The following is a 20220-nucleotide window of genomic DNA, read 5'->3' as shown; positions in this document are numbered from 1 at the left end:
ACATGACGCGGGAGGAGAGACGCGTCAGGAGGTTTTCATGTTTGTCGCGCTTGAACCACGCCGGCTTTATCGCCAGGCCGCGGAACAGCTTCGTGTACTCATCCAGTCGGGAGAGATCGCCGTCGGGGAGCGACTGCCTGCCGAACGCGAGCTGGCCGAGCGGCTCGGCGTATCACGTCCGACCGTGCGAGAAGCCCTGATCGTTCTCGAAGTCGAGGGTCTGGTGCAGATCCGCATGGGGTCAGGCGTATATGTCAGCCCCAAGGCTGCAGGAGCGCCGAAGGTTCTCGCCGCAGACGACAGCGAAGCCCCGTTCGAAATCCTGCAGGCCCGCTGCATCATCGAAAGCGCTATTGCGGAAGAGGCCGCACGTTGCGTCGACGAGGCAGGCATTCGAAGCCTCGACGTCATTCTGGAAGAGATGGAAGGCGTACTGGAAAACTCCGAGCGGGCGTTGGCGCTGGACCGCGCCTTTCATACGGCAATCGCCGACATCATCGGCAATTCGTCGCTCAATGTCTTTATCGGCCTGATCTACGACAAGCGCGCCTCGCCTTTCTTCGAAAAGCTGGCAAGCTATTTCGAAGGCCCCCACACATGGCGGGCAGCACTGGATGAACACAGGATCATACGCGACGCGCTGGCGGCAGGAGACCCGGCAGCGGCACGCGAAGCGATGCGCATGCATTTGACGCTTTCGCAAAAGAGATTCTCGGAAAGCTTCGGAGAGGAGCCAACGAGAGAGGAGTGACCGAGACCGCGAGGAGGCGGCCGGTTAGGGAGTAATCTGAACGCAATTCGGGAGGACAGAATGAGTTCAAGATTGAAGACGCTGCTCGGTGCAGCGGCAGTCATCGTGGCGTCGGCAATGTCGGCACACGCGGTGGAAACGCTGAAATGGGCGCATGTCTACGAGACATCCGAACCCTTCCACACGGAATCGGTATGGGCCGCCGGAGAAATCGCCAAGCGCACGAACGGACGTTACAAGATCGACGTCTATCCGGCTTCACAGCTCGGCAAGGAAGCCGACATCAACCAGGGCCTCAAGCTCGGCACTGTCGACATGATCATCTCGGGTTCGAGCTTCGCCGCCCGCGATTTCAAGCCGATCGGCGTCACCTATTTCCCTTATATCTTCCGTGATCCGAGCCATCTGATCACCTACACGAAGAGCGACGTCTTCAAGCGCCTTGCCAAGGGGTATGAGGACAAGACCGGCAACGTCATCACCGCCGTCAGCTATTATGGCACCCGCCACACGACGTCGAACACCGCCATCACCAAATGCTCCGACCTGAAGGGCGTGAAGATGCGGGTTCCGGACGTTCCGGCCTATCTCGCCATGCCGCGCGCCTGCGGTGCCAACACCACTCCGATCGCTTTTGCAGAAGTCTATCTCGCGCTGCAGAACGGCACGGTCGACGCCCAGGAAAACCCGCTGACGACGATCGAAGCGAAAAAATTCTTCGAAGTTCAGAAGAACATCGTTCTCTCCGGCCATATCGTCGACCACCTCAACACAGTCATCTCCAAAAGCCGCTGGGCGAGCCTCTCTGACGAAGACAAGCAGATTTTCCGCGACGTCATGCAGGAAGCTGCCGCCAAGACTACGAAGATTATCGAGGAGCGTGAAAAGGCTCTGGTCGACGACTTCAAGAAACGCGGTCTGAACGTCGTCGAGGTCGACAAGGCCGACTTCGAGAAGAACGTGCTCGAAAAGGTCAAGTTCGAGGACTTCGGCTACGAGAAGTCCGATTGGGAAGCGATCCGCGCCATCAAATGATCCCGTTCGGCGCGGTCGAAAGACGACCGCGCCGGCTTCTCTTGAATGGGACAAACTCATGTCGACAGCACAGGAAATTCACACTCAGGTCACTCCTGAGGAGATAGCGCATACCTTTGACGAGGCCCCCGCCGAAGTCGATCTCAAGGTCTACGCCTTCGAAGACTGGATCACGCTCGGCCTATTCTGGCTGATGACGGGCTGCGTCTTCCTGCAATTCTTTACTCGCTACGTCCTGAACGACAGCTATGCCTGGACCGAGGAAATCGCCGTCAACTGCCTGATCGGCGTGGTGTTTCTGGGCTCCGTCATGTGTGTGCGGATGTCGCGCCACATCCAGGTGGACGTGCTCTACCACTATCTGCCCGCCCGTGTGACACGCGTCATGGCGACGATTGTCGACATCATCCGCATCGGCTTCTTCGCCTACGGCTCCTGGCTGATGTGGCGTTACATGGAAGTCGTTGCCGGCGAGGAAATGGTCACCGTCGACCTTCCGCGCGACATCATCTTCTATTCCGTGCTCGCGGCATTCGTTCTGATGCTGTTCCGTTCCATTCAGGTCTTCATCGCCAATATGCGCCGTGGTTATTCGGTGCTCGAGCGACCCGAAGCCTTCCAGAGCGAGGGCTGAGATATGCTGCTTCTCATCGGTTCTTTTCTGGCGCTGATGCTTCTCGGCGTGCCGGTTGCCATCTCGATGGCCGTGTCGTCGGTGTCCTACATCATCTTTTACGACGTCGCGCCGGATATCATCGCCGCCCAGCGCCTTATCGCCGGCGTCGAGAGTTTTCCGCTTCTCGCCGTTCCCTTCTTCATCCTTGCCGGTAACCTGATGAATGTCGCCGGCGTCACCGGCCGCATCTATTCCTTCGCCGTCGCCCTCGTCGGCTGGATGAAGGGCGGTCTGGCGCAGGTCAACATCATCGGCTCGGTGGTGTTCTCCGGCATGTCCGGCACGGCGCTTGCCGATGCTGCCGGTATCGGCACAATCGAAATCAAGGCGATGAAGGATCACGGTTATCCGGTCGAAGCCGCGGTCGGCGTCACCGCCGCGTCGGCAACGCTTGGACCCATCTTCCCGCCGTCGCTCCCCTTCGTCATTTACGGCATGATGGCAAACGTTTCGATCGGCGCGCTGTTCATGGCCGGCATCGTGCCCGGCGTCGTCATGACGGTGCTGATGATGGTCACAGTCGCCGTCTTCGCCTTCATCAAACGCTGGGGTTCGGATACGCCGTTTAACATCCGCAACCTGTTCGGCGCCTCGCTGGAAGTCGTTGTCGTCATGATGGTGCCGCTCGGCATCTATCTCCTGACGCTGATGGGCCTCTCGTTGAACTTTGCGGTCGGCATCGCCCTCATCGTCCTCATCGCCGCCGACTGGTATTTCGACTTCTCGGCCGTCATGGCGCTGATGACCCCGGTCATCCTGATCGGCGGCATGACGATGGGCTGGTTCACGCCAACGGAAGCGGCGGTTGCGGCCGTCCTCTGGTCGCTGTTCCTCGGCCTCGTGCGCTATCGCACAATGACCTTCAAGAGCCTCGCCAAGGCAACCATGGACACGGTCGAAACCACGGCCTCGGTTCTGTTCATCGTGGCTGCAGCCTCGGTCTTTGCCTGGTTGCTCACCGTCAGCCAGACCGCCCAGCTGCTCTCGACGGCCATCACCGGCCTTACCGACAGCAAGTGGGTGTTCCTCATCCTGGTCAACCTCCTGATGCTGTTCGTCGGCTGCTTCCTTGATACGATCGCGGCCATCACGATCCTCGTGCCGATCCTGCTGCCGCTGGTTCTGCAGTTCGACATCGACCCGGTGCATTTCGGCCTGATCATGACGCTGAACCTGATGATCGGTCTCCTGCATCCGCCGCTCGGCATGGTGCTCTTCGTACTCTCGCGTGTGGCCAAACTTTCGGTCGAACGCACGACGATGGCGATCCTGCCCTGGCTGGTGCCGCTGTTCGTGGCGCTGATCATCATCACCTTCGTCCCGGCCGTCACGCTGTGGCTGCCGACCGAGATGGGCCTGATCCGTTGATGATAACCCGCCTGCGCCGCTAGGCGGCGCAGGCACTCCATTCCAATCTGAAGGCATGAGACATGTTGACGAAGATCGTTCGTCTTTACGGCAAGCAGGACTTGCACGTCGAAACGCAGGAATGCCCCGAGCCTGGCCCCGGTGAAGTTCGGCTGAAAATGGCCCGGGGCGGCATCTGCGGGTCCGATCTCCATTATTTCCAGGACGGCGGCTTCGGCCCGGTGCGTGTACGCGAACCGATCATCAGCGGCCACGAGGCCTCCGGTTATATCGAGGCGGTTGGCCCCGGCGTCACCGGCCTCGCCCCCGGCACGCTCGTCGCCGTCAACCCGTCGCAACCCTGCGGCCACTGCCATTATTGCGGCATCGGCCAGCCGATCCATTGCCTCGAAATGAAGTTCATGGGCTCGGCCATGCGTCTTCCCCATGAGCAGGGCATGTTCCGCGAACAGTTTATCGTCCCGGCAATCCAGTGTTTTCCGGTGGAAGGCGAAGCCTCAGCCGCCGAGGCAGCCTGCGCCGAACCACTGGCTGTCTGCCTCCATGCGGTGGCCCAGGCCGGTGATCTTGCGGGCAAAAACGTGCTCGTCACCGGCGCCGGCCCTATCGGCTTGCTGGTTGTCGCCGCAGCCCGCCATGCAGGTGCCGAAAGGATCACGGTTACCGATCTTGCCGACGCTGCCCTGTCGCGCGGCCCGGCCATGGGCGCAAATAAGACGATCAACGTTTCCAAGCCCGATGCACTTACCCCCTATCAAAAAGACAAGGGCACGTTCGACACCGTGTTCGAATGCTCGGCCGCCGGCCCTGCCCTCGTCTCGGCATTCCAGTGCGTCAAACCACGCGGCACGATCGTGCAGGTCGGCGTGACCGGTGAATTGTCGGTTCCGGTCAACATGCTGGTCGGCAAGGAAATCGTCTGGCGCGGCTCGCAACGTTTCCACGAGGAATTCGCCCGCGCCGTCCAACTGATCGGCGCCAGGGATATCAATGTCCGTCCGATCCTTTCCCACACATTCCCGATCGACGAGGCGCTTCAAGCCTTCCTGCAGGCCGGTGATCGCACCGCCGCCTGCAAGGTCCAGATCGCGCTCAGCTAAAAAGGAAAGACAGATGCGACACACATGGCGATGGTTCGGACCGGTCGACAAGGTCACGGTGAGAGACGCCGCCCAGGCAGGGGCCGAGGGCATTGTCAGCGCCCTTCATCACATACCGACCGGCGCCGTCTGGCCCGCCGAAGAGATCGAAAAACGCCATCAGGCGATCCGCGAAGGCGGCCTTTTCTGGGACGTGGTGGAGAGCGTGCCGGTCTCGGAAGAGATAAAAACCCAGACCGGCGACTGGCGCGAGCATGTGAAGAACTGGCAGGAGACACTACGCCGCCTCTCGGCCTCCGGTATCAAGACGGTCTGCTACAATTTCATGCCGGTGCTCGACTGGACCCGCACCGACCTGCGCTGGGAAACCAGACATGGCGCAAAGGCGATGCGCTTCGATCTCACCGATTTTATCGCCTTCGACATCCACATCCTGAAACGCCCCGGTGCAGCACAGGACTATCCTGAACGGCTGCAGGAAGAAGCGGCCAGACGCTTCGCCTCACTCGATGACGCACGCATCACCGCGCTCGGCAAGAATATCGGCGCCGGCCTGCCCGGTTCGGCCGATGGCTACACGCTCGACCAGCTGCTCGAAAAACTGCGTACCTATCAAGGCATCGACGCGAAAAAACTGCAGTTGAATCTCATCGACTTCCTCTCGGAAGTCACCCCGGTGGCCGAACGGGTAGGCATCAACATCTGCGCCCATCCGGATGATCCGCCATGGCCGCTGCTCGGCCTGCCGCGTATTCTTTCAACCGGCGACGACTACGCTCACATGCTCCGTCAGGTGGACAGCCGCGCCAATGGCGTAACGCTCTGCTCCGGTTCGCTCGGCGCACGGGCGGATAACGATCTGGCACAAATTGCCACCCGCTTTGCCGACCGCATCCACTTCGTCCACCTGCGCAACGTCACCCGCGACGAGGACACCCTGCCCTGCTCCTTCTTCGAAGACGAGCATCTGGAAGGTGGCACCGACATGGTTGCCGTCATCGCCGCACTTCTGACCGAAGAGAAACGCCGCAAGGCGGAGGGCCGTGAAGACCATCAGATCCCGATGCGTCCCGACCACGGCCAGGAAATTCTCGACGATCTGTCCCGCGGCGCTCAACCCGGTTATCCGGCCATCGGCCGCCTGAAAGGGCTGGCGGAACTGCGCGGCATCGAGCTCGCCTTGAGCCACAGCCAGTTCGGACTTGGCCGATGACAAGAACACTTTCCGCGGAAACGCAGCTCCCCTCAAACGTCGCCCAGCCCGGATACGACCGTTCCGAGCTGCGCCCCGGCATCCTGCATTTCGGCCTCGGCGCTTTCCACCGCGCACATCAGGGCGTCTATACACAGCGCGCATTGCAGAGCGAGTTCGGCCCGTGGGGCATCGTCGCGGTCAACCTGCGCTCGCCCGAGCCGGTCGAAGCATTGGCTGCGCAGGACGGCCTCTATTCGATCACCGTGCGCGATAGCGAAGGTGACACGAGCGAGGTCGTCGGCGCAACCGTCGACTGGCTCTGCGCTGCAACCGACCGGGAGCGTGTGCTCACCTATCTGGCCAGCCCGTTCATCCATGTCGTCACACTGACCGTCTCGGAAAAGGCCTATGGTCTGCATCCATCGACCGGCGGCCTCGACAAGGCTCATCCCGCGGTCGCCAACGATCTCGCCAATCCCGACGCCCCGGTCGGTGCAATCGGCTATCTCGTCGCCGGTCTCGCTTCCCGCCGCGAAAAGGCCATGCGTCCCTTCACCATTCTCTGCTGCGATAACCTCCCGTCCAACGGCAAGGTTGTCCGTCGTTTGGTTCTGGACATGGCCACACGCCGCGACCCGGAACTGGCAAAATGGATCGAGCAGGAGGTCACTTTCCCTTCTTCCATGGTCGACCGCATCGTGCCCGCCGCGACCGAGGATACCCGCACCCGTGCCAAAAGCCTGCTCGGCGTGGAGGATGCGCTTGCCCTCGATACCGAGCCCTTCATGCAATGGGTGATCGAGGACGAATTCGTCTCGGGCCGCCCCGCCTGGGAAGCCGGCGGCGCATTGTTCGTCGAAAATGTCGAGCCATACGAGAAGATGAAGCTCCGACTGCTCAACGGCTCGCACACGATGATCGCCCATCTCGGTCTTTTGAAAGGGCTGGAATGCGTGCGCGACGTCATGGCCGTGCCGGAATTCGTGGCGACGACGCGAGACCATATGCGCGCCGCAGCGGCCACGCTCGACCCGGTCCCCGGCATCGATCTCGACCATTACATGGACCAGCTGATCGACCGTTTCAGCAATCGCGCCATCGCCCATCGCAACATCCAGATCGCCATGGATTCCAGCCAGAAACTGCCGCAGCGCATCTTTTCGCCGGCGGTGGATGCATTGGCTTCAGGCTCGGACGGCGCAAGCTTTGCCCGCGTCGTCGGCCTCTGGATCGCCGCGCTGATCCGCTTCAGGGATTGCAACGATCCGCGCCGCGACGAGCTTTTGGCAGCAGCCCAGGCGGCCGATCCTCAGGATTACACGGCAAGCTTTGTCGGCATCGAAGGCCTCATTCCGCTTTCGCTCGCCCAGTCGCGCGCCTGGCGCGATCTCGTCAACGCAGAGGTCGCGAAATGGCGCTGACCAAGAATTTCAAGACACCCCAAAACCACCCCAGGAGTTTATCATGAAGGCGCTCGTCTGTATCGAGCCCGGCCAACTTGCGCTGGAGGACCGTCCCGAACCGGCACGCGGCGAAGGCGAGGTCAAAGTCCGCATCCGCCATATCGGCATATGCGGCACAGATTTTCACATCTTTGCCGGAAAACATCCGTTTCTCCAATATCCACGCGTCATGGGCCATGAGTTGTCCGGCACCGTCGCGGAGGCTCCGGCCGGCAGCAGGCTTAAACCCGGCGAACCCGTCTATATCGTTCCCTATCTCTCCTGCGGGACCTGCCAGGCCTGCCGCCGCGGCATCAGCAATGCCTGTCGCAACATCTCGGTGCTGGGCGTCCACAGCGATGGCGGCATGGCCGAATATCTCTGCGTGCCGGAAGAAAACGTCATCCCGACCGGCAATATCCCGCTCGAAGACGCGGCAATGATCGAATTTCTCGCCATCGGCGCCCATGGCGTCAAGCGCAGCGCGATCACGTCCGAGGATCGCGTGCTCGTCACCGGCTCAGGCCCGATCGGCATGTCGGCGATCATCTTTGCCAAGGCCCGCGGCGCCCATGTCACCGTCATGGATACGCGCGACGACCGGCTCACTTTTGCCGTCGAAAAACTCGGCGCAGACGCGACGATCTTTGCCGATGCAGACGCGGAACAGGTCGCCGAGCGGCAGACCGGCGGCGAATGGTACGATGTCGTCATCGACGCCACCGGCAACGCCATCCCCATGCAGCGCGGCTTCCATTTCCTCGCCCATGGCGCACGTTACGTGCTGCTCTCCGTCGTCCGCCAGGACATCACCTTCTCCGACCCGGAATTCCACAAGCGCGAGGCAACGCTGATCGCCAGCCGCAACGCCCAGCCGGATGATTTTGCCGAAGTCGTGCGCCAGATCGAGGCCGGTAAGGTTCCGACCCGCGCGCTTAACACCCATCGTGCACCGCTGTCCGACGCAGTCGCGCTGTTTTCCGAATGGTCGAAACCGGAAGCCGGCGTGATCAAGGCCATTCTGGAGGTTTGAAGCCTCACCACCCAATAGAAAAAGGCGCCGGAAGGCGCCTTTTTCATATCCAGTGTCGATGCACGTTCACGCCGCTTTGGGTCTACCGAACTGATAAGCTTCGATCGACTGCGGCTTCATCTCGATCGAAAAGCCCGGCCGCGACGGCGGCATATAGGCGGCGTCCTTGATCACGCAGGGATCAACGAAATGTTCGTGCAGATGATCGACATATTCGATCACGCGTCCCTCCTTGGTACCGGAGACGGCGATGTAGTCGATCATCGACAGATGCTGCACATATTCGCATAAGCCCACACCCCCGGCATGCGGCCATACCGCCTTGCCGAATTTCGCGGCGATCAAGAGCACCGCCAGCACCTCGTTCAGCCCGCCCATGCGGCAGGCATCGATCTGCACTATATCGATCGCGCCCTCGGCGATGAACTGCTTGAACATGATGCGGTTCTGGCACATTTCGCCGGTCGCCACCTTCACCGGCGCGATCGCCTCGCGGATCTTCTTATGCCCCGCCACATCGTCCGGGCTGGTCGGCTCCTCGATGAAGAACGGCTTGGCAAAGGCCAGCGCCTTCACCCAGTCGATCGCCTGGTCGACATCCCAGACCTGGTTGGCATCGATCATCATATAGCGATCCGGCCCGATCACTTCACGGCAAATGGTAAGCCTGCGGATATCGTCTTCCAGATCGCGCCCGACCTTCATCTTCACATGGCTGAACCCGGCATCGACTGCCTCCTGCGCCAGCCGGCGTAGCTTGTCGTCGGGATAACCGAGCCAGCCCGCCGAAGTCGTGTAGCAGGCATAACCTTCACGCTCGAGAATGGCGATCCGCTCCGCTTTGCCCTTCTCCGCCTTGCGCAGGATGTCGATCGCCTCGTCGCGGGTCAGCGCATCGGTGAGATACCGATAATCGACGATATCGGCGATCTCTTCCGGCGACATTGTCGCTACAAATTTCCACACCGGCATGCCCGCCTCCTTGGCGAGCGCATCCCAGAGCGCGTTGACCACGGCACCGGTCGCCAGATGCATCGCCCCCTTATCCGGCCCGATCCAGCGCAACTGGCTGTCGCCCGTCAGGTGCCGCCAGAATTTGCCGGGGCTAGCGCGCATTTCGGCTAAGTCCTTGCCGATCACCAGATGGCGCATAGCCTCGATCGCCATGCAGACGATGTCGTTGCCGCGGCCGATGGTAAAGGTCAGGCCGTGGCCCTCGATCCCGTCGCGATCGGTTTCGAGGATGACATAGGCCGCCGAATAATCCGGATCGGGGTTCATCGCATCCGACCCGTCAAGGCTTGCCGAAGTCGGGAAGCGCAGATCGAAAACACGAAGATTGGTGATGCGGGTCATTGCGGCCTCCTCTGCCGGCTTATTTGGTCTAAAAATCGGCGCGCCAGCCTCCAAACCGGCGCGCCGATCGGTCGTCTTAGATATCGGCGACGAAGGTCTGCTTCTGGCTGCCGAGGCCTTCGATGCCGAGTTCGACGACATCACCGGCCTTGAGGAAGCGCGGCGGCTTCATGCCAAGGCCGACGCCCGGAGGCGTGCCGGTGGAGATGACATCGCCCGGATGCAGCGACATGAACTGGCTGAGATACGAGACAAGGAACTTGACGCCGTAGACCATGGTCTTCGACGAGCCATCCTGCATCTTCTCGCCGTTCACCGTCAGCCACATGCCGAGGTTCTGCGGATCAGGAATCTCGTCCTTGGTCACCAGCCAGGGGCCGAGCGGTCCGAACGTGTCGCAGGATTTGCCCTTGGTCCACTGGCCGGAACGCTCGGCCTGGAAGGCACGTTCGGAAACGTCATTGGTCAGGCAATAGCCGGCGACGTAATCCAGCGCATCGTCCTCCGAAACGTATTTCGCCGTCTTGCCGATGACGACGCCGAGCTCGACTTCCCAGTCGGTCTTTTCGGAACCGCGCGGAATGACGACGTCATCGTTCGGGCCGACGATGGCCGAAGACGCCTTCATGAAGATGATCGGCTCCGGCGGCACGGTCGCGCCTGTCTCGGCGGCGTGGTCGGAATAGTTGAGGCCGATGCAGATGAACTTGCCGGTACCGGCCACGCAGGGGCCAAGACGCGGCGAACCTTCGACTAGCGGCAGGCTCTTTGCATCGACAGCGCCGAGTTTCGCCAGCGCATCCGGGGAGAGCGCTGCACCAGAAAGATCGGAGACATGTGCGGAAAGATCACGGATCTTGCCGTCGGCATCGACGATCGCAGGCTTTTCAGCGCCGGGCGCGCCATAACGCAGGAATTTCATCGGAATAGTCCTTTCAATTCAAACTTCGCTTTTCAAAAATGGCTCAGATCGACCAGCCGCCGTCGATGCCGACGGCCTGCCCGGTCGTGTAGGTAGCGCCGGCGAGATAGACCGCCAGTTCCGCAATTTCTTCAGGGCTGCCGAGGCGCCCCATCGGCTGGCGGGCGATAAATGCCGCACGCGCCTCCTCGTAATTGCCCTGGGCACGCATGCGCTGTTCCAAGGACGGGCTTTCCACCGTACCGGGGCAGATAGCGTTGCAGCGAATGCCGCGTGTCACGTAGTCAGCTGCAATCGCCTTGGTCAGCCCGATCACGGCAGCCTTGGTCGTGCCATAGGCGCAGCGGTTCGGTACGCCCTTGGAGCTGGAAGCGATCGAGGCCATGTTGATGATCGTGCCGTCGCCGCGCTCCAGCATGCCCGGCAGCACAGCCTTGATCGTGCGCACCATGGCGCGGACATTGAGATCGAAGGCGAAATCGAGATCCTTGTCCGTCATCTCCAGCACCGAGCCGCCATGCACTACACCGGCGCAGTTGAACAGTACATCGATCGCGCCGACACGCTCGAAGAATGCCGTTACCGATGCGCTGTCGAGCACATCGAGCTTTGCCGTTTCGATATTGGTGCTGCCCGTCAGCGTCGAAAGCGCTTCCTCATTGATATCGGTCGCCCAGACTTGTGCGCCCGCTTCGGCATAGGCCAATGCGCTGGCCCGTCCTATCCCCTGACCGGCGGCGGTCACCACGACCACCTTGCCTCCTAGCTTACCTGTCATGTCTTCTCCCTTTCAGTCCAGATGGAACACCTCATCCATCGATGCCCACCATTCCCCATCCTTTCGCGTTGCGAAAGGTCTTTGGCAGGGAATACAGTACGACCACCATTCCTGGTTCTTCTCGCTCGCTGCCATTTTCGCCATATCTGCAGCGAAATCAGTACCATGATATTCCCAGTAACCGAACAGCAGGTTCTCCGGTTCGCGCAGGAATATCGAGTAGTTGGAGATATTGCAGCGCGATATGAGATCAAGGATCTCGGGCCACACGGCAGCATGCAGCGCCTTATATTCCTCGACCTTTTCCGGCGCGAGACCAATCACCATCCCCATTCTCTGCATCTCATTTCCTCACAATCGATAGAAGCGCCGAGCATTGCTGCCGAACACCGCATCGTGATCGGCTTGGGGAACGATCGCGCGGCATTGAGCGATCCATCCGGCATAGTTTCCAGCCAGATTGACTACCGGCCAGTCGCTACCCCAGATCACCCGGTCAACTCCGAACAATTCAAGAATGGTCTCGATATAGGGCCGCAGCGCCTCTGGCTTCTGCCCACCCGCTTCGGTCAACAGGCCGGAAAGCTTGCAGCAAACATTGTCGAGTTCGCAGAGCCGCAACATCGCATGCCGCCAGTCGCGATAATGTCCCGTGGCAATCCGCGGCTTCGCCCCATGATCGATGACGACAGGCAGCCCGGGATGACGGCGGGCGAAGGCATGCAGGGCCGAAAGATGCGGCTCCAGCACCAGCGCATCGAACACCAGATAATGCGCCATCATCGCCTCGACAGCCGGCTCTAGCGCCGGATCGTCGATCCAGTCGGGATCGGCGATATTCTGCAGCATCGGCCGCAGTCCCTTCAACTTCGGCGCTTTTGCAAGATCGGCGATCACCTCCGGCGCATCCGGGGCCTTCATCTCCACCCAGCCGACGACACCGAGAATGGTATCGCTCTTCTCGGCGAGGCCCAGCATGAACCGCGTATCCTCGACACTCGGCATCGATTGCACGAGGATCGTGCCGCCGACGCCGGCACCGTCGATCTCCGATGTCAGATCTGCGGGCAAGAAATCGCGGTGAATGGCGGCAAGCTCGGGTGGCGGCCAGCCGCCTTTGCGATCCTTCAGCAGCCAGAAATGCTGGTGGGCATCGATGATCATCGTCTCAGCCACCCGAAACCGATGCATCGGCAGCGATCACACCCTTGTCCTGCAATCGGGTCCAGAACGAAGCTGGAATTTCCTGCTCGAACCAGTCGACATTGGCCTTCATCTGCTCGGCGTTGCGTGCGCCCGAAACGACACTGACGACGGCCGGATGTAGCGCCGGAAAGGCGAGGGCCGCCGCCTGCATGGCAACGCCTTCAGCCTCGCAGGCAGCCTCGATCTCGCCGACACGGGCGAGAATATCGGCCGGAGCCTCGGCATAATTGAACTTTCGGTTTCCGGCGAGAAGCCCGGAATTGAACGCGCCCGCAACAACGATCCCGACACCTTCGCGGTGGCAGCGGTCGAGCAGGGCCAAGCTCTCCTGTTCCAAGAGCGTATAGCGCCCAGCCAGCATCGACACGTCGATATCGCATTCGTCCATCGCATCGGCGATCGCCTGCCATTCGTTGACGCCGAGCCCGATCGCCTTGATCAGACCTGCCTCACGCAATTCGCCAAGCGCCCGGAACCCGCCGCCCTTGGTCAACTGGTCCCAGTAATGCTGGTGACGATCCCCATGGGTGGCGCGGCCGATATCGTGGACAAAAAGCACGTCGGGCGCAAACATGCCGAGCCGCTGGCGGCTGTCCTCGAAAGAGCGCAGGATAGCGTCATAACCGTAATCATAGGTCGGCCGAAACGGCAGCGGCGCGACGAAGGCATCCTCTTCCGGCCCGACACTGTTATCCGGCAGCATCAGCCGCCCGACCTTGGTGCTCAGCACATAATCGTCCCGCGCCCGATCCGTCACCATCGTCCCGAGCCGGCGTTCCGAGCGGGTATAGCCATAAAAGGGCGCCGTATCGAAATAGCGGATGCCGGCATCCCACGCAGCCTCGAAGGCACTGAGCGATTCCTGATAGGGGGTCAGCCGGTAGAGATTGCCCATCTGGGCACAGCCCAGCCCCATAAGCGTGAACGAGACGTTGCGATTGCGCAGCCTGCGCCTGTCCGAAACCTTCATGATGTCCTGAAATCCAGATCGTGATAGAAGGGAGCGCGCGGGCATTGAGGCGCCCGCGCGCCGGTCTGTTTAGTAGAGAACGTTCTTGGCTTCCGGCTTGTCGATATTGTCCTTCGTCACCACGACGACGCCGGTATCGACGGTCTTCTCGACCTTCTGCTTGCCAAGGATCGAAAGCAGCGTCTGGATGCCCTTTTCGCCCATCTGGTAGGATCCCTGAACGACGGTGGCGGTCAGCGTTCCGTCCTTGACGAATTCCTGCAGGTCCTGGTTTCCGTCAAAGCCGATGGCAACCACCTTGCCCGCCTTGCCCGCCTGCTTGATCGCCCGGCCCATGCCGATTGCCGTCGGTTCGTTGGCGCCGAAAATACCCTTCAGGTCGCTGTTGGCGGCCAGAACGTCGGTGGTCTGGTTCAGCGCGGTCGCCATCTGCGACTGCGAATAATAAGGCCCGACGATTTCCAGCTTGGAATTGGCCTTGATATAGTCGGTAAACCCGCCGACGCGGCCGATTTCCGAGCCGGCACCGGCAACATAGGACATGACGGCGATCTTGCCGGTCGTGCCGACCTTTTCAATCAGCGCCTTGGCGGCAAGCTCGCCGGCCTTGCTGTTATCGGTGGCAAGGAAGGACTGGTAATATTTGTCCGACCCCGCGGAAAGCTGGCTGTCGATAATGACGACCGGGATACGCGCTTCCCAGGCCTTCTTCACCGCCGGCACAAGCGCATCCGGATCCGACGGCGCAAGCAGGATCGCCGCCACCTTACGGTTGACGGCATTCTCGACCATGTTGACCTCGTCGGCAATGGCGGATTCTGCCGCCGGGCCCTGGAAGGTCATCGTGTGTTCGCCCTTGGCTGAGCCGATTGCGGCTTCCGCACCCTTCTGCACATTCTGCCAGAAAGTCGAGTTGACCGTCTTGACGATGACGGCGATTTCGCCGGCCGACGCGGCTGTCGTCCCGGCAAAGGCAAGTGCTGACGCCATCAGGACCGTTGCAAGTCTACGCATGTCTTTCCTCCTCGAATGACCCCGGGATATCCCTCAAAGGTCCGTTTAAAGGGAAGGCTCCTCCCCTCCCCGTGGCTTCCATAGTCAGGCCCGGCCCCCGGCCGTTCCCTTATCTTCAGCGGCGATTGCGCAGCTGATCGATCCAGACGGTGACCAGAATGACGAGGCCGATGATGATCTGCTGGGTGAAGGCGGAGACGCCGTTCATGTTCAATCCGTTGCGCAATATGCCGATGACGAAGGCACCGATCATCGTGCCGGAAATCGTCCCGACACCGCCGATCAGCGACGTGCCGCCGATCACGGCGCTGGCAATCGCGTCGAGCTCATAAGCCACGCCCTCATTGGGCTGCGCGGTGACGAGGCGGGACATCAGCACGCAGCCGGTTAGGCCGGCGAGCGTGCCTGACACGACATAGGTAAAGGCGGTCACGCGAGAAACGTTTACGCCAGAAAGTCTCGCCGCGTCGGCATTGGAACCGATCGCATAGATATAACGGCCGAGCACCGTGCGGTTCAGCACGAAGGCGGCAATGAAAGCGATGACGACCATCAGCACGACCGGATAGGGAATGCCGGGAAATGTCACGACCGGAAATCCCTGGTCGTCGATGGATTCGATCCGGAACAGAGAACCGTTACCCAGCTCGCCAAAAGCCTCACCAAGGCCGGACACAGCACGAGCGCCGGTGATCTGCAGTGCCACACCACGCGCAATCAGCATCATGCCGAGCGTCGCAATGAAGGGCGGCAGCTTCAACTGGGTGATGACGAAACCGTTGATCAGTCCACAGAGCGAGCCGGTCAGGATACCGAGCAGCATGCCGATCCAGATCGGCAGTTGCAGTTCCTTCACCGCAAGTGCCGCCACCACGCCGGCCAGCGCCAGAACCGAGCCGACCGACAGATCGATCCCGCCGGTGATGATGACATAGGTCGCACCGATGCCCAGCAGCGCAATGGAGGTCACCTGAAGCGCAATCGTCATGCCGTTGCCGACGGTGAAGAAAGCGCTGCTTGTGGCGGAAAACACTGCCGCCAGCGCGAGCAGGCTGCCGAGTGCTGCAAATTTCTGGATGATATCCTTCTGCCGCTCGCTCAGGCGACGCCCTTGACCGGCGGCCTTCGGGGCCGGCTGCTGCGCCGGTTTTTCGCTGGTCATATCGGCCATGCTTTCACAATCCCTGTTCGCCGCGCCGGCCGCTGCCGGACGCGTAATGCATGATTTCTTCCTGGGAGGTCGTCCGCGTTTCAAGCGTCGCTGTGATCCGCCCACCATGGAAGACGGCGATGCGGTCGGACATGCCGAGCACTTCCGGCAGTTCGGAACTGATCAGCACAACGCCGATGCCACGTGCCGCAAGCTCGTCCATGATCTGGTAGATGGCGAATTTCGCCCCGACATCGATACCGCGCGTCGGTTCGTCGAAAAACATGATGCGCGGCTCGCGAAACAGCCATTTGCCGATGATGATCTTCTGCTGGTTGCCGCCGGAAAGCAGGCGAACCGGCTGGCTGAGGCTCGGCGTGCGGATGTTCAAAAGATCGACATAGCGCTGGCCCGCCTCGCGATGCCGCTTGCGGTCGATCACGCCGAAACGGCTCGCGACCGCGCCCATCCGCGCCATGACCAGATTGGCATCGACCGGCATTTTTACCGCCAACCCCTGCGCCTTGCGGTCTTCGGAAAGATAGGCAATGCCCGCGTCGATCGCGCTGCGCGGATCGGAAATCTTCAATTCGCTTCCGTCGAGCATGATCGTCCCGGCATCGCGCGGATCGGCGCCGAAAATGGCACGTGCCACCTCCGTGCGCCCCGCCCCCATCAGCCCGGCAAAACCGAGGATCTCGCCACGGCGGATCTCGAAATTGATGTCGGAAAACACGCCGCGACTGGTCAGGCCGGTTGCGGAAAAGATCACCTTGTCGCCCGGCACCCGCGTCGGCTCGGGAAACTTGTCCTCCAGCGACCGCCCCACCATCCGCGCCACGATGTCGTCGACAGTCAGCGAAGAAAAATCATCGGTCGAGATATAGCGCCCGTCACGCAGCACAGTGACGCGATCGACGATCTCCACCATCTCGTCCAACCGGTGCGAGATATAGATGATGCCGGTGCCCTGGGCTTTCAGGTCGCGGATCACCTTGAACAGAAGCTGTGCCTCCTGCTCGGTCAGCGACGAGGTCGGCTCGTCCATGATCAGCACGGTCGCATCGAGCGACAGCGCCTTGGCGATTTCCACCATCTGACACTGTGCGACCGACAACGTGCGCACCTGAACATTCGGATCGATATCGACGCCAAGCCGGTCGAGACAGCGTTTTGCGTCGGCGATCAGTCGTCTCCGGTCGACGAGAAAACCGCGCCGCGGCTCGCGGGCGAGATAGATGTTTTCCGCCACTGTCAGATGCGGAACGAGATTGAGTTCCTGGTGGATGATGGCAATGCCGGCCGCTTCCGATTGAAGCGTCGAGGCAAACTGCACCGGCTCACCCTTGAAGGTGATCGAACCGGAATTCGGCTGGTAGACGCCGCTGATGATCTTCATCAGCGTCGATTTTCCCGCCCCGTTCTCTCCACAGACGGCATGCACCTCGCCGGCGCGCAGATCGAAACTGACGCCCGACAGCGCCTTTACGCCCGGAAATTCCTTGGACACACCCTCAAGCTTCAACAGCACGGCATGCCCAACGGCATGACCAGCCATGCCTGCAGGTTGCGGCACTCCTCCCATCGCGATCTCCTCTTCGCGCAAGAGCTTCCCAGGGCTCTTGCGGATTATCAAATCGCGGCCGCGTCATTTGGTCAAGCCAATTTGCAGATTTTTCTTGCATCATGCCAATTATTGACGCCAATTGACGGACAACTGCTTGTTAAATACGCAATTGGCCAGACCTCAATGACGGATACACGACGCCTCTACCAGCAGACTGCAGACCGCGTCCGGCAGCTTATCGCCAGGGGAGATTATCAGGCCGGCGCACGCCTGCCCGCAGAGCGCGAACTCGCCCAGCAACTCGGCGTCTCACGCCCTTCGCTTCGGGAGGCGCTGATCGCGCTCGAAATCGACGGTACGATCGAGATCCGCATGGGGTCGGGCATCTACGTGCTCAACACAACAAAACCGGCCGGCAACGGCCGATCCCTGGGTGAAAGCCCGTCGGAACTGATGCAGGCGCGCGCCGTCATTGAAAGCGCCATCATTGTCCAGGCAGCAGCAACGATGTCGGAAAAGACGCTGGTCATGCTGCGCGCGACACTCAATGCCATGGCGGACGATATCGCCAACACGCGAAAACCGATCGAACAGGACCGGGCCTTCCACCTGATCATCGCGGAAAGCACCGGCAACACGCTGTTTGCGGAGATCGTCGAAAACCTGTTCGACGAACGCCACAGCCCGCTATCTGCCGGCATCCGCGGCCATTTCGAGACGGCCGATAGCTGGACGGCAGCACTTACCGAACACCACGCCATATTGGCGGCGCTGGAAGCCCGCGATCCACTGGCAGCACAGGCGGCGATGCATTCGCACCTCACTGCGTCAGGCCGCCGCTGGCTTGAAAACTGAGAGCTTTAAAGCGCGCGGATATAGCCGCTCAACCGCTCGGCAGCGTCATCGATCTGCTTGGGATCACGCAGATAACAGGCGCGCAGGAAGGTTTCGCCACCTAGGCCGAAGGCCGTACCCGGTGCAAGACCCACACCCGTCGCATCAACGATTTTGAAGGCTTCCGCACGCGCATCCGTCACGCCGTCGATTTTCAGGAAGGCGTAGAGCGCGCCCGGCGGACGACCGGTCTCGACCCGGTTCGTCGCCACCAGCGCATCGCAGAGGATGTCGCGCGAGGTCCGCGCCCGCTCGATATTGGTGCGGACGAAATCGTCGCCCTGATCCAGCGCCACGATCGCCCCCTTCTGCATGAACTGCGCCACGCCGGAGGTTGAATACTGGATGAGATTTGTCAGCGTCTGGCCGATTTCCGCCGGCGCCACCATCCAGCCGACGCGCCAGCCGGTCATGCACCAGTTCTTTGAAAACGACTGGGCAAAGATGATCCGATCATCCTTATCCATAACATCCATGAAGGACGGCGCGCGGGCGCCATCGAAATAATAAAGACCATAGATCTCGTCGGCGATGATCCAGAGACCATGCTTGCGCGCCAGATCGAGCACGGCGGCCAGATCTTCCTTCGTTGCTGTCCAGCCGGTCGGGTTAGACGGCGAGTTGATGAACAACGCCTTGGTCTTCGGCGTGATCGCAGAAGCGAGGCGATCGATATCGATTTTCCATTGCCCGTCGACGAAATCCAGCGCAACGGCTTTCGGCTTCACCTCAGCCACCAAAGCGGCATGCATCGCATTCGGCCATGACGGCGAAAAATAGATGATCTCGTCACCGGCCGAGACCGTCGCCTGGATCGCCAGCACGATCGACTGCATGCCCGACCCGGTCACATAGATATTGTCGACCGAAAGCTCGTTTGCGTAATGGCGCTGGTAATAACGCACGATTGCCTGGCGAAGCTCGGGAATGCCCTGCGTCCACGTATAGAAGGTCTCACCCGCGACAAGCGCATCCGCCGCCGTCTTGGTGATGAAATCCGGCGTCGGCAGGTCACCCTCGCCGATCCAGAGCGGCATCAGGTTCTCGCGCCCTCTGGCATAGGTGACAATCTCGCCAATACCGCTGCGCGGTGCTGACGCGGCGCGGGCGCTGATATCCGGTCTGATAAAATTCATGGAGGGTGTCTCGACTTGAAGAAAATCAAATTGCAGGGCGCAAGGACTAAGCGCGTCGATTGTGGCCGTCAACGGGCAGAACCGGCGCGGCACGCGAAAATGCTCAGAGCCGCGCTCGTGTGCTACGCGGCGTCGCCAGAAGCAGGTTCGTTTCGCTGGCCGTGATGCCCTGAACAAGCCTTATGCGACGAAGCACATTGTCGAAATCAGCCAGCGTCGCAGTCCCCAGTTCGACGATCAGATCCCAACGTCCATTGGTGGTGTGTATCTCGGAAACCTCGGGAAAACCGCCCAGCGTCTGGATCACCCGGTCGGCAACACGCCCCTCGATCTCCACCATCATGATGCCGCGCACCGGCAGCTCCACCGCATCGGCCCTGAGGATCACCGTATAACCGAGAACGTCGCGGTTTCGCTCCAGCTTTTCCATGCGTGCCCGCACCGTCGCCCTTGACGTACCGAGGTCGGCCGCCAGATCCGAAATGCTGCGGCGGGCATCGTGACGCAAAAGCGTCACCAGCTTGTGGTCGAATTCATCCATGAACAGATTGATAGATCATGCTGCCGAAATGGAAAGCCATTTTATCGATTTTGGCAAATCGATCTATTCAATCCGCCAGATAACCA

Annotated in this window: 20 protein-coding genes; 9 read left to right on the top strand and 11 right to left on the bottom strand. The window is 60.9% G+C overall.

Features of this window, described 5'->3' with window-relative positions:
- Positions 1–37: 37 nt before the first annotated feature.
- The 8 genes from JZX87_RS16515 to JZX87_RS16480 all read left to right on the top strand — a co-directional run bounded on the left by JZX87_RS16515 (position 38) and on the right by JZX87_RS16480 (position 8600).
- Positions 38–751: a FadR/GntR family transcriptional regulator gene (locus JZX87_RS16515; protein WP_148145078.1), complete on the top strand. Its 714-nt coding sequence runs from the start codon at positions 38–40 to the stop codon at positions 749–751.
- Between the two features lie 60 nt (positions 752–811).
- Entirely contained in the window at positions 812–1786 is a 975-nt protein-coding gene (locus JZX87_RS16510) for a sialic acid TRAP transporter substrate-binding protein SiaP (protein ID WP_148145079.1), read from the top strand.
- A gap of 58 nt (positions 1787–1844) precedes the next feature.
- Positions 1845–2420: a TRAP transporter small permease gene (locus tag JZX87_RS16505; RefSeq protein WP_148145080.1), complete on the top strand. Its 576-nt coding sequence runs from the start codon at positions 1845–1847 to the stop codon at positions 2418–2420.
- A gap of 3 nt (positions 2421–2423) precedes the next feature.
- Complete coding sequence (locus JZX87_RS16500; RefSeq protein ID WP_148145081.1) at positions 2424–3830, top strand: TRAP transporter large permease; 1407 nt, start codon at positions 2424–2426, stop codon at positions 3828–3830.
- 62 nt (positions 3831–3892) lie between these two features.
- Positions 3893–4930, top strand: coding sequence for an L-idonate 5-dehydrogenase (locus tag JZX87_RS16495; protein ID WP_183685741.1), 1038 nt, complete (start codon positions 3893–3895; stop codon positions 4928–4930).
- A 13-nt stretch (positions 4931–4943) separates the two neighbouring features.
- Positions 4944–6143, top strand: a complete 1200-nt coding sequence (gene uxuA, locus JZX87_RS16490) for a mannonate dehydratase (protein WP_206826816.1) — start codon at positions 4944–4946, stop codon at positions 6141–6143.
- Entirely contained in the window at positions 6140–7546 is a 1407-nt protein-coding gene (locus JZX87_RS16485) for a mannitol dehydrogenase family protein (RefSeq protein ID WP_148145084.1), read from the top strand. Before uxuA ends, JZX87_RS16485 begins: the two co-directional genes overlap by 4 nt.
- 43 nt (positions 7547–7589) lie before the next feature.
- A complete protein-coding gene (locus JZX87_RS16480) occupies positions 7590–8600 on the top strand; it encodes a zinc-binding alcohol dehydrogenase family protein (RefSeq protein ID WP_206826815.1) in 1011 nt (336 codons plus the stop codon).
- A 66-nt stretch (positions 8601–8666) separates the two neighbouring features.
- On the opposite strand, the gene JZX87_RS16475 is transcribed toward JZX87_RS16480, so the two are convergent.
- From JZX87_RS16475 to JZX87_RS16435, 9 genes are all read right to left on the bottom strand, one after another.
- Positions 8667–9956, bottom strand: coding sequence for an L-fuconate dehydratase (locus tag JZX87_RS16475; protein WP_183685735.1), 1290 nt, complete (start codon positions 9954–9956; stop codon positions 8667–8669).
- A 76-nt stretch (positions 9957–10032) separates the two neighbouring features.
- A complete protein-coding gene (locus JZX87_RS16470) occupies positions 10033–10878 on the bottom strand; it encodes a fumarylacetoacetate hydrolase family protein (protein WP_148145087.1) in 846 nt (281 codons plus the stop codon).
- Between the two features lie 43 nt (positions 10879–10921).
- Positions 10922–11656: an SDR family oxidoreductase gene (locus JZX87_RS16465; protein ID WP_148145088.1), complete on the bottom strand. Its 735-nt coding sequence runs from the start codon at positions 11654–11656 to the stop codon at positions 10922–10924.
- Between the two features lie 12 nt (positions 11657–11668).
- Entirely contained in the window at positions 11669–11998 is a 330-nt protein-coding gene (locus tag JZX87_RS16460; RefSeq protein WP_206826813.1) for an L-rhamnose mutarotase, read from the bottom strand.
- Positions 11999–12007: 9 nt separating this feature from the next.
- Positions 12008–12820 carry an amidohydrolase family protein gene (locus JZX87_RS16455; protein WP_206826811.1) on the bottom strand — a complete coding sequence of 271 codons (813 nt, stop codon included), beginning with the start codon at positions 12818–12820 and terminating at the stop codon, positions 12008–12010.
- Between the two features lie 4 nt (positions 12821–12824).
- On the bottom strand, positions 12825–13832 hold the full coding sequence (locus tag JZX87_RS16450; protein WP_148145089.1) for an aldo/keto reductase: 1008 nt from the start codon (positions 13830–13832) through the stop codon (positions 12825–12827).
- Between the two features lie 69 nt (positions 13833–13901).
- Entirely contained in the window at positions 13902–14846 is a 945-nt protein-coding gene (locus JZX87_RS16445; RefSeq protein ID WP_148145090.1) for an ABC transporter substrate-binding protein, read from the bottom strand.
- 115 nt (positions 14847–14961) lie between these two features.
- Positions 14962–16017, bottom strand: a complete 1056-nt coding sequence (locus tag JZX87_RS16440; RefSeq protein ID WP_206826809.1) for an ABC transporter permease — start codon at positions 16015–16017, stop codon at positions 14962–14964.
- A 4-nt stretch (positions 16018–16021) separates the two neighbouring features.
- Positions 16022–17581: a sugar ABC transporter ATP-binding protein gene (locus JZX87_RS16435; RefSeq protein ID WP_183685725.1), complete on the bottom strand. Its 1560-nt coding sequence runs from the start codon at positions 17579–17581 to the stop codon at positions 16022–16024.
- A gap of 165 nt (positions 17582–17746) precedes the next feature.
- Between JZX87_RS16435 and JZX87_RS16430 the strand changes: the two genes are divergently transcribed.
- The gene (locus JZX87_RS16430) at positions 17747–18418 is read left to right on the top strand and encodes a FadR/GntR family transcriptional regulator (protein ID WP_148145092.1); all 672 of its coding nucleotides are present in this window, start codon (positions 17747–17749) and stop codon (positions 18416–18418) included.
- Positions 18419–18423: 5 nt separating this feature from the next.
- Here JZX87_RS16430 and JZX87_RS16425 read toward each other — a convergent pair whose 3' ends face one another.
- Both JZX87_RS16425 and JZX87_RS16420 read right to left on the bottom strand, forming a co-directional pair.
- On the bottom strand, positions 18424–19593 hold the full coding sequence (locus JZX87_RS16425; protein WP_206826807.1) for a pyridoxal phosphate-dependent aminotransferase: 1170 nt from the start codon (positions 19591–19593) through the stop codon (positions 18424–18426).
- Positions 19594–19696: 103 nt separating this feature from the next.
- Positions 19697–20134, bottom strand: a complete 438-nt coding sequence (locus JZX87_RS16420) for an Lrp/AsnC family transcriptional regulator (RefSeq protein WP_148145094.1) — start codon at positions 20132–20134, stop codon at positions 19697–19699.
- Positions 20135–20220: the final 86 nt, after the last annotated feature.

The sequence above is a fragment of the Agrobacterium sp. Ap1 genome, assembly GCF_017313375.1.
Taxonomy (GTDB): Bacteria; Pseudomonadota; Alphaproteobacteria; order Rhizobiales; family Rhizobiaceae; genus Neorhizobium; species Neorhizobium cellulosilyticum.
The sequence above is the reverse complement of the archived record's forward strand: the minus strand, read 5'-3'. Positions and strand labels throughout refer to the sequence as shown.

Excerpts from the sequence above, each read along its gene's own strand:
- JZX87_RS16495 (WP_183685741.1), top strand. The coding sequence starts at position 3,893 with ATGTTGACGAAGATCGTTCGTCTTTACGGCAAGCAGGACTTGCACGTC.
- JZX87_RS16455 (WP_206826811.1), bottom strand. The coding sequence starts at position 12,820 with ATGATCATCGATGCCCACCAGCATTTCTGGCTGCTGAAGGATCGCAAA.
- JZX87_RS16470 (WP_148145087.1), bottom strand. The coding sequence starts at position 10,878 with ATGAAATTCCTGCGTTATGGCGCGCCCGGCGCTGAAAAGCCTGCGATC.
- JZX87_RS16465 (WP_148145088.1), bottom strand. The coding sequence starts at position 11,656 with ATGACAGGTAAGCTAGGAGGCAAGGTGGTCGTGGTGACCGCCGCCGGT.
- JZX87_RS16450 (WP_148145089.1), bottom strand. The coding sequence starts at position 13,832 with ATGAAGGTTTCGGACAGGCGCAGGCTGCGCAATCGCAACGTCTCGTTC.
- uxuA (WP_206826816.1), top strand. The coding sequence starts at position 4,944 with ATGCGACACACATGGCGATGGTTCGGACCGGTCGACAAGGTCACGGTG.
- JZX87_RS16435 (WP_183685725.1), bottom strand. The coding sequence starts at position 17,581 with ATGGGAGGAGTGCCGCAACCTGCAGGCATGGCTGGTCATGCCGTTGGG.
- JZX87_RS16485 (WP_148145084.1), top strand. The coding sequence starts at position 6,140 with ATGACAAGAACACTTTCCGCGGAAACGCAGCTCCCCTCAAACGTCGCC.
- JZX87_RS16515 (WP_148145078.1), top strand. The coding sequence starts at position 38 with ATGTTTGTCGCGCTTGAACCACGCCGGCTTTATCGCCAGGCCGCGGAA.
- JZX87_RS16475 (WP_183685735.1), bottom strand. The coding sequence starts at position 9,956 with ATGACCCGCATCACCAATCTTCGTGTTTTCGATCTGCGCTTCCCGACT.
- JZX87_RS16430 (WP_148145092.1), top strand. The coding sequence starts at position 17,747 with ATGACGGATACACGACGCCTCTACCAGCAGACTGCAGACCGCGTCCGG.
- JZX87_RS16440 (WP_206826809.1), bottom strand. The coding sequence starts at position 16,017 with ATGGCCGATATGACCAGCGAAAAACCGGCGCAGCAGCCGGCCCCGAAG.
- JZX87_RS16420 (WP_148145094.1), bottom strand. The coding sequence starts at position 20,134 with ATGGATGAATTCGACCACAAGCTGGTGACGCTTTTGCGTCACGATGCC.
- JZX87_RS16445 (WP_148145090.1), bottom strand. The coding sequence starts at position 14,846 with ATGCGTAGACTTGCAACGGTCCTGATGGCGTCAGCACTTGCCTTTGCC.
- JZX87_RS16510 (WP_148145079.1), top strand. The coding sequence starts at position 812 with ATGAGTTCAAGATTGAAGACGCTGCTCGGTGCAGCGGCAGTCATCGTG.
- JZX87_RS16425 (WP_206826807.1), bottom strand. The coding sequence starts at position 19,593 with ATGAATTTTATCAGACCGGATATCAGCGCCCGCGCCGCGTCAGCACCG.
- JZX87_RS16505 (WP_148145080.1), top strand. The coding sequence starts at position 1,845 with ATGTCGACAGCACAGGAAATTCACACTCAGGTCACTCCTGAGGAGATA.
- JZX87_RS16480 (WP_206826815.1), top strand. The coding sequence starts at position 7,590 with ATGAAGGCGCTCGTCTGTATCGAGCCCGGCCAACTTGCGCTGGAGGAC.
- JZX87_RS16500 (WP_148145081.1), top strand. The coding sequence starts at position 2,424 with ATGCTGCTTCTCATCGGTTCTTTTCTGGCGCTGATGCTTCTCGGCGTG.
- JZX87_RS16460 (WP_206826813.1), bottom strand. The coding sequence starts at position 11,998 with ATGCAGAGAATGGGGATGGTGATTGGTCTCGCGCCGGAAAAGGTCGAG.